At 45.3% G+C, this 15769-nt stretch carries 17 protein-coding genes; 6 read left to right on the top strand and 11 right to left on the bottom strand.

Features of this window, described 5'->3' with window-relative positions; genetic code table 11:
* Nucleotides 1–119 precede the first annotated feature (119 nt).
* Both MHM87_RS03090 and MHM87_RS03085 read left to right on the top strand, forming a co-directional pair.
* Nucleotides 120–881 (top strand): transporter substrate-binding domain-containing protein, encoded by a 762-nt coding sequence (locus MHM87_RS03090; RefSeq protein WP_239257747.1) that lies wholly within the window; start codon nucleotides 120–122, stop codon nucleotides 879–881.
* A 129-nt stretch (nucleotides 882–1010) separates the two neighbouring features.
* Nucleotides 1011–2630 (top strand): amidase, encoded by a 1620-nt coding sequence (locus MHM87_RS03085; RefSeq protein WP_239257746.1) that lies wholly within the window; start codon nucleotides 1011–1013, stop codon nucleotides 2628–2630.
* Between the two features lie 98 nt (nucleotides 2631–2728).
* Here MHM87_RS03085 and MHM87_RS03080 read toward each other — a convergent pair whose 3' ends face one another.
* From MHM87_RS03080 to MHM87_RS03070, 3 genes are all read right to left on the bottom strand, one after another.
* Complete coding sequence (locus MHM87_RS03080) at nucleotides 2729–3022, bottom strand: high-potential iron-sulfur protein (protein WP_014951285.1); 294 nt, start codon at nucleotides 3020–3022, stop codon at nucleotides 2729–2731.
* 222 nt (nucleotides 3023–3244) lie between these two features.
* On the bottom strand, nucleotides 3245–3874 hold the full coding sequence (locus MHM87_RS03075; RefSeq protein WP_239257745.1) for a flavin reductase: 630 nt from the start codon (nucleotides 3872–3874) through the stop codon (nucleotides 3245–3247).
* A complete protein-coding gene (locus MHM87_RS03070; RefSeq protein WP_239257744.1) occupies nucleotides 3867–4058 on the bottom strand; it encodes a CPXCG motif-containing cysteine-rich protein in 192 nt (63 codons plus the stop codon). The genes MHM87_RS03075 and MHM87_RS03070 overlap by 8 nt, the downstream gene beginning before the upstream one ends.
* Before the next feature lie 186 nt (nucleotides 4059–4244).
* Here MHM87_RS03070 and MHM87_RS03065 point away from each other — a divergent pair, with 186 nt between their 5' ends.
* The 3 genes from MHM87_RS03065 to MHM87_RS03055 all read left to right on the top strand — a co-directional run bounded on the left by MHM87_RS03065 (nucleotide 4245) and on the right by MHM87_RS03055 (nucleotide 7151).
* The gene (locus tag MHM87_RS03065; RefSeq protein ID WP_230598863.1) at nucleotides 4245–4532 is read left to right on the top strand and encodes a hypothetical protein; all 288 of its coding nucleotides are present in this window, start codon (nucleotides 4245–4247) and stop codon (nucleotides 4530–4532) included.
* Nucleotides 4533–4649: 117 nt separating this feature from the next.
* On the top strand, nucleotides 4650–6785 hold the full coding sequence (locus MHM87_RS03060) for an exonuclease domain-containing protein (protein ID WP_239257743.1): 2136 nt from the start codon (nucleotides 4650–4652) through the stop codon (nucleotides 6783–6785).
* A 102-nt stretch (nucleotides 6786–6887) separates the two neighbouring features.
* Nucleotides 6888–7151, top strand: coding sequence for a TIGR03643 family protein (locus tag MHM87_RS03055; protein ID WP_015000000.1), 264 nt, complete (start codon nucleotides 6888–6890; stop codon nucleotides 7149–7151).
* Between the two features lie 56 nt (nucleotides 7152–7207).
* Here MHM87_RS03055 and MHM87_RS03050 read toward each other — a convergent pair whose 3' ends face one another.
* From MHM87_RS03050 to cutA, 8 genes are all read right to left on the bottom strand, one after another.
* Nucleotides 7208–7648: a hypothetical protein gene (locus tag MHM87_RS03050; RefSeq protein WP_061487017.1), complete on the bottom strand. Its 441-nt coding sequence runs from the start codon at nucleotides 7646–7648 to the stop codon at nucleotides 7208–7210.
* Nucleotides 7649–7902: 254 nt separating this feature from the next.
* A complete protein-coding gene (locus MHM87_RS03045) occupies nucleotides 7903–8847 on the bottom strand; it encodes a hypothetical protein (protein ID WP_239257742.1) in 945 nt (314 codons plus the stop codon).
* Between the two features lie 389 nt (nucleotides 8848–9236).
* Complete coding sequence (gene accC, locus MHM87_RS03040; RefSeq protein WP_014999996.1) at nucleotides 9237–10580, bottom strand: acetyl-CoA carboxylase biotin carboxylase subunit; 1344 nt, start codon at nucleotides 10578–10580, stop codon at nucleotides 9237–9239.
* Nucleotides 10581–10594: 14 nt separating this feature from the next.
* Nucleotides 10595–11059, bottom strand: a complete 465-nt coding sequence (gene accB / locus MHM87_RS03035; protein ID WP_039221534.1) for an acetyl-CoA carboxylase biotin carboxyl carrier protein — start codon at nucleotides 11057–11059, stop codon at nucleotides 10595–10597.
* 14 nt (nucleotides 11060–11073) lie between these two features.
* On the bottom strand, nucleotides 11074–11514 hold the full coding sequence (gene aroQ, locus MHM87_RS03030) for a type II 3-dehydroquinate dehydratase (RefSeq protein WP_014999994.1): 441 nt from the start codon (nucleotides 11512–11514) through the stop codon (nucleotides 11074–11076).
* A 232-nt stretch (nucleotides 11515–11746) separates the two neighbouring features.
* Entirely contained in the window at nucleotides 11747–12574 is an 828-nt protein-coding gene (locus MHM87_RS03025; protein WP_239257741.1) for a M23 family metallopeptidase, read from the bottom strand.
* Nucleotides 12575–12662: 88 nt separating this feature from the next.
* Nucleotides 12663–14549: a protein-disulfide reductase DsbD gene (locus MHM87_RS03020; protein WP_239257740.1), complete on the bottom strand. Its 1887-nt coding sequence runs from the start codon at nucleotides 14547–14549 to the stop codon at nucleotides 12663–12665.
* 63 nt (nucleotides 14550–14612) lie between these two features.
* Nucleotides 14613–14927, bottom strand: coding sequence for a divalent-cation tolerance protein CutA (cutA, locus tag MHM87_RS03015; protein ID WP_014951272.1), 315 nt, complete (start codon nucleotides 14925–14927; stop codon nucleotides 14613–14615).
* A gap of 213 nt (nucleotides 14928–15140) precedes the next feature.
* Here cutA and MHM87_RS03010 point away from each other — a divergent pair, with 213 nt between their 5' ends.
* Nucleotides 15141–15665 (top strand): FxsA family protein, encoded by a 525-nt coding sequence (locus tag MHM87_RS03010; RefSeq protein ID WP_039228989.1) that lies wholly within the window; start codon nucleotides 15141–15143, stop codon nucleotides 15663–15665.
* Nucleotides 15666–15769: the final 104 nt, after the last annotated feature.

Raw genomic sequence — 15769 nt, 5'->3', positions numbered from 1 at the left:
GCTCAATTGATTACGTAAGCCTCGAGAAAAACTAACCTTTTGTCGACTGGTGAAATTCTAATATAAGTTTATATTATGAGAAGGGTATCGTTTAATTTATAGTTTGGTTCATCTGTTGTATGCGCGCACTTTTATCTGCTGTTTGTTTACTGTGTTTTATCATACCGCTTAGCGCGAAAGAGCTAGATGTGGTTGTGGGCTGGAACAAGCCTCCATACGTTATTTCACAAGAACACACCGGCTTTGAAGTTGACTTGGTGCGGGCGATCCTTGCTGAAATGGGATATGGATTGTCGCCTATTTATGTTCCTTTCGGGCGTACGGCAAGGTTATTAAAAGATGACGCCGTTGACATTGGACTTACCCTTAATCCTGCACACATAGTCGATCAAAGCATTTTAACTGAGCCATATATTATCTATCAGAACGTCGTGGTAACACGCGCAGACAGAGAACTGACGATAGACAGTATCGACGACTTGAAAGGTAAAAGCGTCATTGCTTTTCAAACCGCTCAATCGGTATTAGGTGAGGACTTTGGGCGAACTCTCGCATCGCAAACTACCTATTTAGAAATGGCACGACAAGATCGTCAAGTGGACATGCTGATGCGCGGCAGTGTCGATGTTGCCATTCTCGATAGAAATATTTTCAACTACTTCAAATCTGCAAACAGTGCTTATGCCGAAGACGCAACCGTCTTTCATGAGCTTTTTCCTATATCGCCTTACAGTGCTGCAATCCCCGACCCAGCGCTAAGAGCCAAGTTCAACGCCACCCTTCGGCTATTTATTGAAGATGGGCGGTATCAGTTACTGCTTGATGAATATAAGCTCGATAACCTCCTTCATAAGCTTCCCGTAGCGGAAACGGCAAAATAATTCTTAGACAGTGAACTATTTCTGATTCAACGTATAAGAAACTAACATTACGTTACCTTCTATTGCCGTCAAAAGCTGCATAATAAGAAGGAGTAACAGGCGCTAGGATCATACGTTAAGGAAAGGTTTATGTTGAAACAGGGTTTTTTGCTGGCCGTAGTCGTGCTATGCACTGCATGCGTGTCTCAAGCAAATCATACAGATAAGATTGAGCAATGGTTAGATAAGCCTGCTCACGTTCAGGCGCAAGCTATTGCGAGTGGCGACACGACATCTGCTGAGCTCGTTAGCGGTTATCTTGCGCGAATCGAACGGCTAGATGAAAAGGTAAATAGCGTTTTAGCGTTGAACCCTAACGCGCTGACCGAAGCGAAGGCCATCGATAAACGACTAGCGAATGGCGAGACGCTTGGCCCTCTGGCAGGTATTCCCGTGCTGCTAAAAGACAATATAGAAAGTAAAGAGATGCCCACCACAGCCGGCTCAATGGCGCTTATTGCTAATGACACTGGTCGCGATGCGCCTATCGTAGAAAAACTGAAAGCGGCAGGGGCAATTATTTTGGGTAAAACCAATTTGTCTGAATGGGCAAACTTTCGCTCTGAATCCTCTATCAGCGGCTGGAGTGCAGTTGGCGGGCTTACCCGAAACCCGCATATGCTATCAAGAAGTGCCTGTGGCTCGTCATCGGGCTCGGGCGCTGCCATGTCACTTCGCCTCGCGTCACTTGCCGTGGGCACCGAAACCAATGGCTCTATTATTTGTCCGGCATCCATAAACGGGGTAGTCGGCTTTAAACCAACCGTGGGCTTGCTTTCCAGAACTCACATAGTGCCTATTTCTTTCAGTCAGGACACCGCAGGACCAATTACGTCTAACGTTCAAGACGCCTGGCTAATGACGGCAATCATGGCGGGCCCTGATGCAAGCGATAACGCGACACTAGACGCAGAGTCTCACCGCCCTTCTATGCCAACATCTTCAATGCTGGCTACAGATTTAAAAGGTAAGCGAATTGGTGTGGTTAGGTACCGCCAAGGCGATAATCCTCATGTACTCGCCGTATATGAAAGGGCGTTGAATCAGCTAAAAGCATCGGGCGCTACGTTGGTGGACATCAGTGACTTCTCTCAGCCAGATTCTTTTTGGGCCGACTCTTATAATGTTTTGCTTAGCGAGTTTCATCATAGCATCAACGAATACTTGTCGACGTCGCCAGCAGAGCTTCCTGTTAGGAACTTATCAGAGCTCATCGCGTTTAATAATAAAACAGAACGCGAGTTAGCGTTATTCGACCAAGATATATTCGAGAAGTCGCTCGCGTCGACAGCCATTAACAGTGAAAAGTATCAAAATGCGCTGCGCCTTATTCAAGACACTGCAGGCAAGAACGGTATCGATACATTATTAGCAAAACACAACGTTGATATATTGGTTGCGCCCTCGAACAGTCCATCATTTCTTATCGACGGAGTATACGGCGACCATTCGCCAGCCGGCTTTATTGGTATAGGGTATTTGGCTGCCATCGCTGGTTATCCGCATCTCACAGTGCCTGCCGGACAAGTAAAAGATCTTCCTGTGGGAATTAGTTTTATTGGTGGTAAGTGGCAAGACGAAAGTGTTTTGAAAATAGGTAGAGTCTTTGAAGCAAAACACGGCTTCTTCATTAAGCCTGGCCTTCTGCCTACACGTTTTGACAACCCAGCGTTGAAAGGTATCGAAGACGGAATTGACGTAGTTCGCTAGCGGGAAATGAGGATACATAATCGTATTTCGCCTCAACAGAAACGAAAAAAGCCCTTGGTTTAACTCAAGGGCTTTTGAACGTCTTTTCTTTCGATTGGTTAGCCAGGCTTTTTCACCCAAGCGCTACACCAGCCATCAGCGTTAACAAGCTTATTAGGGAAAATGTTACAAGGGCGGTGTTGTTCGCCATCGGCGCCCTGCACGTACATGCAGTTTGCGCATTTTGCACCTTCAACAGTTGACGACGGTGTGTAGTTCAGTGCTTTTGCAGTAGGGTCATCAGCACTCAATTGTTCTTGAGCCTGAGCACGTAACGCTACACCACCTAATGTAAGACCGATAACCGTCGAGCCAGAAAGCTTTAAAAAGTCACGGCGATTTACAGATTTCATAACATTCTCCTTAAGAGATAGAAACGATAATGATTCTTTTTTATTCAGTGCCTTAAACGCAAAAACCTGCCCAAAGAGGCAGGTTTTGTTTCATGTTTAAATACTATCTCTTTTTGAAAAAAGATCGAACGAAATGTCGCATTTTCGCTTGATCCAGATTAAATAAACTTCAGAGTTACAATCATAAGTATTGAATATAAGACCGCTGGACAGTTTATTAGTTCACTTCACGGTTAACTTTACATCGGGCTTTGCATATGCAAATTGCGCAATTCGTTGTGTGCTGTGGTAGCTGTCTAGGCCTGAGATACAGGCCGTTTGCGCTTGCTCTATATCAGCATAGCCGTCTGAATCTATTATTTGCTCAGGAACGTAGAGCTCCTGGATTTCGCCGATAACCATTTCGGTTTCATTAAGCAAAGTAAAATGCTGTGCTACTTTTAAGCCCATTTTAATTTCACTTTCTTTGACATACGGCGCACTGAAGGACTCACTGATCTGCGCGGTTAACCCAACGGCTTCAAATTCACTTTCATCTGGCGCATAGCGGGCTGATGTTTGGTGGGCTTTGTCGACCCAGTCAACAGCCACGTGATTTAGCGTATAAAAGCCCTGCTGTTTTATATTGCTTAACGTATCTCGCGTGACGGTATGTGGACGCATGATCATGCCAATGAGAGGCGGGTTTGCACCGACATGAACAATAGAGCTCACTATAGCCAAATTGTTTGTAACGCCGTTTGTTGTACCCACCAAAGTCGCCGATTTAAAACCAGACAAACTATTAATTAGGTTTGCGCGGTAGCGCTGTGCAAAGGCGTCTATATCACCGCGGGTAAACTGCTTAGTCATTCTCTCTTTCTGCCTCTATCTGAATGTCATCACCGTGCTGATAAGCAGTAAGCTCAATGGGCTGACAACACACTTGGCAGTCGAGCACTTGTACTTGGTCAACATCGTTAATTTCATCTATTTCAACATCATTTGGAGCCATACAGTAAGGACAGGAAAAGCCCATGGAACGAGTTAAACTCATATTTAAATGCCTTTGTAATCACTAATGCTATTTGTTACGTAATGCAAAGACGAGTGGATTTTCTTTTAGACACGCCCCTTGTATCTGATTTTTAGAGAAAAGGGCAAGACTGCTATTTGACGCTTATGAGTAATCAGAAAATTGGTTTCACAAATAATAGATGTGATAGACGAAAAAGGTGACTTTGTGGCAAATAAAGTTGGTCAATGCCCGTGCTGTAATAGAGAAACTCGCCTTACTTACCATCATCTTATCCCGCGAAAAATGCACAGGCGTACCTATTTTAAAAAGCACTTTAGCAAAGCGGAGCTTCAGGACGGCATTTACATTTGCAGACAATGTCACAGCGGTATACATCGATTTTATGATGAGATGACGTTGGCCAAACACTACTTCAATTTGCAGCGTTTATTGGCAGATGCGCAGCTTTCTTCGTTCTTTCATTGGGTGTCTAAACAGCGCGTACGCGTGTAAAAGTACACGCTGTGCACTATTGGCAGCAGATGTGATAACCAATCGCGGAGGATTTAATTTGATTCGCGTGGCTGTATAAATATACACTGCTGGTGTTTTCACAGCCAAAGATACTTCATGCGAAAAGATTTACCGCCACGTTATTACCTTACACACTTTCACGAGTTCCTTGGGTTCTTTGAGGGTGCTAGCAGAGCGCTTCTAAGTGACGAAGCCACTGACTTTGTTAGGCGTTTTAAAGCGTTAGACGATGACAAACAGTGTGTTGTTGTGCGCGCTGCAAATCGCAAGTACGCAGTGATTGACAGGACGCAGTTCAATTATAGCGAAATCGCTGTGCCACAAGAGCAAATAGATTGGCTTACCGACAACGGCTGGTTTGGTGACCTTACCCACGCTTCGCTTAATGACATCGCAGGTGTCTTGACCAAAGATGCTCTGCTTGAGCTACTTGCTGAATACGGCAGTATTCAGGGGCTCGCATCTCTCACCAAGCCTAAACTCGTGACGTTGCTTAATGAACATATCGAAGCTAGAGGCTGGCCAGAGCGTTTTTCGCTAGATAACTACTTAGTGTGCTTGTTCGACGATGCACTTCGCTATTTGCTGTTTATCTATTTTGGTAACACCAAAAGCCGCCTAAATCAGTTTTCTATGCGCGATTTAGGCGTAATGAGAACCCGTTCTGATTCCGTAACGGATACGGCGCGTTTTGAAACTAAAAGCGACGCCCAAGCGTCATGGTTTTACGCCAACCATTACAGCCAGTTAGCTTTTTATAACGATGATATGTTGCTTGCCATTGCCGAAGGTGAACTGCCCATTACAGAAGGTGTGTCGGCATGTTTTTATCGCGACCAGTTTCTCTATGCACTAGGTCTAAAAGTGCTGATGTTTGATAGAGCGAAAGGGCTAGAAGTATTGAAAGCGGCGCAAAGCGATAAGGCAAAAGAAAAGTGGTTAAGAGAGAACTACAAGGACGGAAATGAAAATAGTGTTAAACAGACCCTTGAAGAGATAATTGATAATCCGCAATCGGATACGCTGCTAGCATTTGCAGAAGATTTCTATGCCCGTAAATACCACAAAAAACGCACCAGCACGGTTACCGACATGCTTCGCAATGCTAGCCGTACACTGGATATTGACGTAAGCCAAAACCAACAGGTTGAGCGTGGTGTGCTGGCGCATTATGCAAGGCACGGCATTGAAGGCTGGCGCACGGAAAACCGATTATGGCGCACTTTGTTCGGCCTTACCTTTTGGAAGCAACTTTACGAAGAAGACACGCTGGTTACTGAGTTTGATCGCAGACCGTTATCGCTTAAACAGAATAACTTTTACGCCAAGTTTGAACACAGTATTGAAGCGTTGTTACAGGCGCTTGATAGCAAAGAAAAACTGCGTTTTCACATTCACAAAATGGCCACGATGCACTATGGCAAAGTGAATAGCCTGTTTATGTGGTCTAGTCATTTGCTTACGCCTATAGAAGCGCTAATTGAGCATGGTTCGCTAGATTCGATTTATGCTTTACTTCGCATGATGTGCAAAGACTTTGAGAGCCTCCGAGATGGCTTCCCCGATATCATGGTATTTGACGGCGCACTTCGCTTTGAAGAAATCAAAGCGCCTGGCGATCAGCTTCGCCGAAATCAGCTGGTTTCAATTCAACGTTTGCAGCAAGCTGGATTTGACGTTGCGGTAACAACAGTGAAATGGATACGCGACCCAGCACAGCCTTATGTTGTGGTAGATATAGAGACCACGGGAGGAAACAGCAGCTACAACCGGATTACCGAAATAGGTATGGTAAAACTTGTTGGTGGGAAAGAGGTGGACAGGTTTCAAACCCTGTTAAATCCGCAGCGCCGAATTCCTAGCAACATTACCCGCCTTACTGGAATTTCGGATGACATGGTGGCAGATGCCCCGCTTTTTGCTGAAGTAGCGGAGCACGTGGCAAATTTCACCGAAGACGCTGTGTTCGTTGCTCACAACGTAAACTTTGACTACGGGTTCATTAAGCAAGAGTTTGCAAGACTAGAGCAGAGTTTCAGGCGACCCAAAATGTGTACCGTTCGCGAAATGCGTCGCACCTATCCTGGGCTGTCTTCTTACTCGCTGGCAAACTTAACAAAGCATTTTCACATAGAAATGGAGCAGCATCACCGCGCGCTGAGCGATGCGAAAGCCGCCGCCGAGTTGTTGAAGCTAGCGTTTGAAAAAGACGATGAGCAAGTGAGCGTTTAAGTCGGCCACTAATTGTTTGGAACTTTAGCGTAGTTGAACTGAACAAAATGAGCCGAAAATAAGTATGTAGTGGGGTTAAACACGCATATTGAGATGTAAGAAATGGCATTAACTGAAGAACAAGAATCACGAATAATTGAAATGGCGTGGGAAGACCGCACGCCGTTTGAAGCCATTGAGCGTTTATACGGGCTGCCAGAAAAAGACGTAATAAAGCTTATGCGCAAAAACCTCAAACAGAAAACTTTCAAAAACTGGCGAGAGCGTGTATCGGGCAGAAAAACTAAGCACGCTAGTTTGCGACCTGAAGGTGTAGACAGAGGGTATTGTCCTTCACAGTATAAATACAAAAGTGCCAATAAGTAGTGTACCCAATCAGCGCGTGGGGGCGGTAGAGCCCCTTTAGCGAAGGCTGCTCTACACTACTTCTTAGGATGCGTCATTGTTGTTATCGGTAAGAGGAATGCGGTTAGCTGCTGACGTAACGGAGTAGGGAATATGATGGTATTACTAGATTGGGTAATGCTTTTTGCGTGATGGACTTGGCGCAGTAAATTCTGATAGGTTTCATCATTTTGCTGAACGGCTTCCACTTTTTTCATCATTAATTCAATGAATTCTGCTGGTGAAAGGTCATTATGCTGCCTTATTTCAAAGGCCAGCGCCTTGATCACGTACGCTTCCCATTCTTTCCTGTAACTGTCTTTCAGGCGTTCAGGGTAGAGCGTTAAGTCAGATATATCCTGAGCTAAGTCTACTATATCAAGGGGATCATCAAAGAGGACACGAAACGCTAGAAGCGCTTCATCTGAGAGTCGAGAAATGGGAAGTTTTTCTTTGAACTGAGCGTAGCGGCTTGGCACAAAAACACCTTTTCTTAACGGGTAAAACACTTAAAATAAAATGAAGATAATTCCTATCAACACCGCAAAATTGTAATAAAACCTAAATATCGTTGAAAGTTGTTAAGATTAAAAATACGTAATCTGCGATAACTGAACTCTGTTTGTCGATAAACCGTAATTCACTATGCACTGTTAAAGTGTGTACGCGTTCTTGCTGTTTGGCCCACTCATTAGTGGGCCTTTTTTATTATGGCCCACCAATTCGGTTCTGCTTAACTTTCGAAAGAAAGTTTTACCCCTGCCAGTAACCGGCTGATGCTATCAACCACATCAGCCCTTATAAACCACTCGATGTCCCGCTTTTCTGAAAGCACTCCACCAAACTCTACTGAGCCACCGTGGCCTGTTCCAAGGAAATCTTCAATTAATTCGGCGCGTTCGCCAAAGCTACTATCTATATATGAGTAATACGCAAAATACTCGACGGGATATGCTGTATTAAACGCGTTCATAATAAACTCGCCGCTAGTACCCACTACTATTTTCGCAGCACTCTCGTCGGTGCGCTGAACCAGTTCAACAAAAGCAGTGTCTTCTTCATTTATTCGGAATCGATATTCAGCGCGGGCGAATGTGCCGTTTAACATTCGCTCAAAACTGGCTTCATAGCTATGTCGTTCCCCCATCTTTGCCGAATATTCAACCTCAAAGTATTCATCTTCTTCACCAACGTTAAACGCCTCGGAAGCTTCGGCATTCGCCAGTTGTCCAACCACTATTTCAAGAGCAGTGTTGTTTTGCAGCTTTCTCACGTGGCGAATGCCAGTAATCCATCCATCTTTCGACAAGCCTGTTGAAGAAACTCGCCCTTTATAAGTGGGAATAATGCCTAGTTCAGTTTTGCCCGCATTTGTTTCATGCCTGAGGTACAGTCGTCTTGCATAAAGATAATCGGTTGTGTCGCTACCAAACGTATTGTGGCTAGATGAAAAGTCATCGCCAGTAACAATAAAACTGTTTACTGACCATGTAGAAGTGAGGGAGAGCGATGGATAGTAACGCAATCGATATTGTTCACGGCTAGGGCGATTGGAGCGATTATCGTAACGCACTTGGATATCGAGTTTCTGTGAGAACGAAGGCGTGATGTCTTCAGCACAAGCCTCGGAGAGCGAGCCGCATAAGAATACACAAATAAAAATAGAGATTACCCTCACGCAATTTCCCTTCTCGTTTCCAGTTAATCAGTTTATACATCAATCATAACTTTTTCGGACAGATAAATTTTGCTATGTAGATAAAAAGCGAAAAAAAAGCCGGCAAGGTTGCCGGCAATAAGTGGAGTGGGACTCCAATGAGTGGTAAAACACACAAAAAAGGGAGTGGTCTTAAGGGAGATGTCTTAAAACTTGTACGCAGTATAGAGTGGGCGTTTGAATAAAAAAATCGTTAAAAACTGATTGTGGTAATCGGAAAATTAGAATTTGCTGAATAGCGAATAGCGAATAGCGAATAGCGAATAGCGAATAGCGAATAGCGAATAGCGAATAGCGAACTATAAGAAAATTGGGCTACACAAAAATACAGCGTGTAGCCCAAAGGGGGATTAGGCTAAACCTAGTTTCTTCTCTAAGTAGTGGATGTTTGTTCCACCAGCGAAGAAGTTTTCGTCGGCCATAATGGCGCGTTGAAGCGGAATATTCGTTTTAATACCCTCAACCACAATCTCTTCAAGAGCATGGCGCATACGAGCAATCGCTTCGTCGCGGCTTTCACCGTAAGTGATAAGCTTACCAATCATTGAATCGTAGTATGGTGGTACGTGGTAACCCGCGTAAATATGCGACTCCCAACGAATACCCAAACCACCTGGCGCATGGAACATGTCAATCTGGCCAGGGCTAGGAATAAAGGTTTTAGGGTCTTCTGCGTTAATTCGACATTCAATGGCGTGGCCACGAATTTGAATTTGCGACTGATCAATTGATAGTGGCTGACCCGCTGCAATGCGAAGCTGTTCTTTAATAAGATCAACGCCAGTGATCATTTCAGATACAGGGTGCTCTACCTGAATACGGGTATTCATTTCTATGAAATAGAATTCGCCGTTTTCATATAGGAACTCGAACGTACCTGCTCCGCGGTAGCCAATTTCAATACAGGCTTTGCGGCAACGATCGCCAATCTTGGTACGCATTTGCTCAGAAATACCCGGTGCTGGGGCTTCTTCCACTACTTTCTGGTGGCGGCGCTGCATTGAACAGTCACGCTCACCTAAGTGAATGGCGTTACCTTGGCCATCAGCAAGTACCTGAATTTCGACGTGACGTGGGTTTTCAAGGAATTTTTCCATGTAAACCGTTGAGTTACCAAAGGCAGCACCCGCTTCCGCTTGTGTTGTTTCGATGGCTTTAATCAACTCAGCTTCGCTGCGAACCACGCGCATACCACGACCACCGCCGCCGCCTGCAGCTTTAACGATGATTGGGTAACCAATGCGCTTAGCTATAGCTTTGTTGCGCTCTACGTCGTCAGTTAGCGGGCCGTCAGAGCCAGGTACACATGGCACGCCTGCTTTTTTCATGGCATTGATAGCAGAAACTTTGTCACCCATAAGGTTAATAGTTTCAGCTTTAGGGCCAATGAAAATAAAGCCGCTCTTTTCTACCGCTTCCGCAAAGTCTGCGTTTTCCGCTAGGAAACCGTAACCTGGGTGAATAGCAATAGAGTTAGTGACTTCTGCCGCAGCAATAATGCGTGGAATGTTCAGGTAGCTTTCGGTTGCTGATGCTTTACCAATACAAATTGATTCGTCAGCCAGCAACACGTGCTTCAAGTTTTTATCCGCAGTAGAGTGCACGGCTACGGTTTTGATGCCTAGTTCTTTACAGGCTCTCAAAATACGCAGGGCAATCTCACCACGGTTAGCAATAAGTACTTTATCTAGCATAGTTAAGCACTCGCTTATTCAATGATGAACATTGGCTGGTCGAACTCTACAGGGTCTTGGTTTTCAACCAAGATTGCCTTAACCACGCCTGCTTTATCTGCTTCAATTTGGTTCATCATCTTCATCGCTTCAACGATACAAAGCGTGTCGCCAACTTTTACTTGCTGACCAACTTCTGCAAACGGTTTTGCAGTTGGTGAAGAAGCACGGTAGAAAGTACCTACCATTGGAGACTTAACAACGTGACCCTCTGGCTGTGCTGGCTCAGCTGGCGCTTCAGACGCAGTGGTAGCTGCCGCTGCTGGAGCAGGTGCCATTTGCGGTGCCGCTGGTGCTGCAAAGCTGTAGTTCATTGGCGCTTGAACACCCGTTGGACCACGGTGGATGCGTACAGACTCTTCGCCTTCAGTGATCTCTAGCTCGGCAATGCCAGATTCTTCCACTAGTTCGATGAGTTTTTTAATCTTTCTAATATCCATGTTCTGTCTCTGCTTTATTTTTGCGATTTCGGTAAATTGATTGCTGCAGTAAGCGCGAGCGAGTAGCCCATGGCACCAAGGCCAACAATGACGCCAGCTGCAACATCAGAAAAATAGGAATGGTGACGAAACGGTTCACGGGCATGAACGTTCGACAAATGCACCTCAATAAACGGGATATTGACACTTAATAATGCATCGCGAAGGGCGACGCTGGTGTGCGTGAAGGCAGCAGGATTAATAATAATGGCATCAACAGTACCCATAGCAGCGTGCACGCGATCGATCAGTTCAAACTCCGCGTTTGACTGAAAATGCGTTAAGGTCACGTTGCTCGACTCAGCCTGCGCCTGCAAATCATCAACGATGTCTTGCAAGGTTTGCGTGCCGTATTTGTCGGGTTCTCTTTGGCCTAACATATTTAAGTTAGGGCCATTCAATAACAAAATATTCATCTAGTTTGCTGCTATCTTCGGGAAAAAGTCACTGTTATTGCCATTTCAACAAAATTTTGTGACAGTTGCACGAAAAAAAGCCAATTAAATTTCTCGTCTACAGTGTTAATTGCTGATTATAGTGATAGATAAAGATTTCGCAGCAAAATACTGGTCTAATCAGGTGTTTTCGGCGCAAAGTTTGAGGTGTGTTTTTACGTAAAACCGCCACATGCTGCGTTCTTTAGAGGTATCAGCGTGTGTTGCCAGTAGACGTCTTGGTGAGAGAAAAAGGTACACTTACATATTTGCCATGGAACTTAGCCACATAAATACCGAAGTGAAGGTGGGGCAAAGAAGAAAACCCCGTGTTGCCGCTATAACCAATAAGTTGCCCTTGCTGCACGCTTTGACCTCTTGAAACCGCAACGCCTTTATATTTTAAGTGATAGTACTCGCCGGTGGTGCCGTCACTATGCAAAATGACAACATAATTAGCGTGTTTAGCAAAACGCGTAGAGGGGCCGCCTTGGTTACCGTCATCTTTGGTATCTATCACTACGCCATCGCGCGCCGCAAGAACCGGTGTGCCCACAGGGGCGGCAAAATCTAACGCATACCGTGACGCCCCTGAATGGCTATAGCTTCCATTAAAGCCCTGAACAATGCGGTATTCACCAGCAGGTTGTAGGGGAGATAGATAGGTGTAAGCGTTATCGTGCGTAGCATCTATGCGCCCTACCGTCCATTTCACACGCATTGATTGCCAAAATGCGTGGGTGTCTTTTACTACACCAAGCGGTATTGCCTCATCAGTACTTAAAAACGCATTGACGTGCGCTTTTGACTGTAACGCATCTTCGCCCGTTGGTATTTGAAACAGCGTATCTGAATACAACGTCAGGGCCACGGGCAGTACCACTTTTCTTTGCACTGTCACCAGATAAAGTGAAGAAGACGAAGGGGTAAGCTCAAAGCAGAAGCGTTTGTTATCAAAGCAGCCTGATGTTTTTGCTGCCACCGAAAGAGAGAAAGAAAAGGAAACAGCAAAGAAGGTTAGTAAACACGCTAACCTTCTCATTAGTGACTGGCTCCAACTCGAAACTAAGATGGGCGCGCCTTGCGACGCTCGCCATGTTAGGGGGATTAGTGCCGCGGATTTAGGCTCCTTAGTTGGAGCCATTATCTTGGACGTTACTGGTGTTAGACCCATCGTTAAGCCATTCGTTAACGTGACCGGCAAAGGCATCTGCTTTCATAAATCCAGTAACGCGGGCTTTGGTTAGCTCGTCGCCGTTTTTGTCAAAGAACAAAATAGTCGGCAAGCCTAGCACCGTAAAGGTGTCGAAAATCTCCTGACGTTCTGGTGTGTTATCGGTAAGGTCCATTTGCATCCATACCGTATTGCTAAGTGCAGCCACAACATTTTCCTCTGGGAACGTGTATTTCTCGAACTCTTTACACGCCACGCACCAGTCGGCGTACAAATCGACCATTACCGTTTTACCTTCAGCGTTAGCGGCGGCTATTTTATTGCGTAGATCTGCTAAGTCACGGGCAACAACAAACTCTGGATGACCCACGTTAACACCATCAGCATGCTCGCCCCAAAGGCCTGTGTTTAGTCCTGCTTGATAAGTAAGGCCAGCACTTCCCATAATGCCTATTGCCACCACAACAGCACGTACAAGCTTCATCAGTGAGTTTTTGCTGGCGCGATTGAGTACCCAGTAGTAACCGAATAAACCGAAGCCAAGCAATCCCCATAGGAAGCCAGTGGCTGGGCTATTATATAAACGCTCAATAAACACAATGGCCACGGCAAGCATCATAAATCCAAAGGTGACTTTAACCACATTCATCCAGTTACCTGCTTTAGGTAGGAGTTTTCCACCTGTCATGCCGAACAGAATAAGTGGAACGCCCATACCAATACTTAACAAGTAAAGAGAAATAAAGCCCAGTGTCATATCGCCAGTTTGGGCGATGAATAACAATATACCGGTTAGCGGGGCAGTAGTGCAGGGTGAAGCGATAAGGCCAGACAATACGCCCATAATAAACACCCCTGCGAAACTGCCGGGCGTTTGATTGTTACTCATGTGAGTGAGCTTTTCTTGATACTTTGCCGGTAGCTGAATTTCAAAGCCACCAAACAGGGCAACGGCAAGCGCCACAAATAGCACAATGAATACGCCGAGTACTACAGGGTGTTGAAGCGCAGCTTGAAACTGCGCGCCAGCTACCGCAACCACTAATCCAAGCAACGAGTATGTAATTGCCATGCCTTGTACATAAACAAAGGTTAGCCAGAATGAATGCGATGCGGTTTTAGGCTTGCCCTGACCAATCACAATGCCCGACACAATGGGATACATAGGAAATACGCAAGGCGTAAAGGCTAAGCCTACGCCTAGTGCAAAAAATAGAGCTAAAGTGAGCGCAAGGTTACCTTTATCAATTAGCCTTTGCGCTAAATCGAACTGCTCGCTTTGCGAAGAGGCCGCTGCGTCATTTGATTCTGAGGTCGTATCTGTATCAGCAACTGCACTGCTTCCCACTTCGTTTAAATACACGACTTTCACTGTCGGCGGGTAGCAAAGCCCTGCGTCAGCGCAGCCTTGATAGCGAATTTTAACTACGCCGTCACTGAGTGCTGACTCAATGGGTAAGGTAATAGATACGCCGTTATAAAACACTTCAGACTCGCCAAAAAACTCATCCTGAATCATTATCCCATTTGGGTACTCAGGCTCGCCAATTTCGGCTTGTTTCGCCACAAACTTAAACTGCTTTAGATACAGATAATAGCCTTCCGCAATATCGAAACTTACCGTAAGCGCGTCGCCTTTTTGGTTAAAATCGAACGCAAACGCTTGGTCTACATCTAAAAATTGGGGTTCATCCACGAACGGATCGTCAAAGGCATTGGGCACCTGAGCCAAGGCGAACGTGCTTAATAACGTCATTAAACAAAATGCTGAAAGTACATAAGCGCTAAAGCGACGAAACAGTGAAGCTGATGCAGTGCCTGATGGAAAAGGAGGTAAAGTCATAAAGTTACAGTTCATTTTTATCTATTTTGCGTTGTCGTTATTTTTATTAGAATTACGTTTTAACTAGCGCTGTAGCGTGGTTTGTAACCACTGACCGTAAGCGCTGCTAGCCTCAGCATTAAGTTCTAACCATTCAGGGACATCGTACGGATGTAGCTCGCTTACTCTATCGAAGGCCTGTAAAACGTGTTGTGTGTTCGTTTTAATAAGCAGTTGGCATTCTGCGTCGGTTTCCACCTTCCCCTGCCACTCATAAACGGACTCTATACCCTTGATTATGTTGACGCAGGCGGCAAGCTTTTCTTCAACGAGCGTGCTGGCAATTAACTGCGCTGTCTTTTCATCGGGCGTGGTGCACAATACAAGCTTAATTGTCATGAACTTTTCCTACTTTATTTTGCGCCTGTTACTTTGCTAATGGGTCGATATGTAATTGACCTGAAAAGTTGCACTATTCTTTCATAGCTACAGTATATCACGGTCGTTATGGTCGCTTTAAGTGGCTATTTAAGCGAAAGGGTGGGCACCTTTTCTTGTTATTACGTACAAAGACCCTATAACAGGTTATGAATACATGAAAGAGGAAGCATTTTGCGGGTTTTATTTATACTGTTTGCCCTATTACCTATTTTAGAGATTGCGTTGCTGATAAATGTGGGCAGCGTGATTGGTGGTTGGAATACCGTTGGCTTGGTACTTCTTTCTGCCTTTATTGGTGCTTACTTTGTTAAACGCGAAGGCGTGAGTACACTGCAAACTGCACAAGAAAAAATGCAGCGAAATGAAGTGCCAGGAAAAGAACTAGTTGAAGGCTTGATGCTGGTGGTTGCAGGTATTTTACTTGTGACGCCAGGCTTTATTACCGATATTTTCGGTTTCCTTTTAGCAATGCCGGGCTCACGTCATTTCTTTGCTGCTCAGGTCAGTAAGCACATGAAAATGCGTGTTGTCGCTCCGGGTATGGGGCCAGGAACTGCAGGCTTCGGACAGGGTCAGTCACCGTTTGGGCAAAGTCCTTTCGACCAGCGTCCACGTTCACACAATAGCGATGGTGATGTGTTTGAAGGTGAGTACACCGATCACACCACTAACGACCCAGATAAGCGCTTAAAATAGCGAGCCCCAACGCCCTCTCCATCAGGTTATGAGCGCCGTTTACCGCGATAAACGGCGTTTACTTGCCCAATAAAAAGAAGTATTTAGCGAAAAAACCAAATTTT

This window comes from Alteromonas sp. Cnat3-28 (genome assembly GCF_022348265.1).
Classification (GTDB): domain Bacteria; phylum Pseudomonadota; class Gammaproteobacteria; order Enterobacterales; family Alteromonadaceae; genus Alteromonas; species Alteromonas macleodii.
Note: the sequence above shows the minus strand (reverse complement) of the source record. Positions and strands in the feature narration are given on the sequence as shown.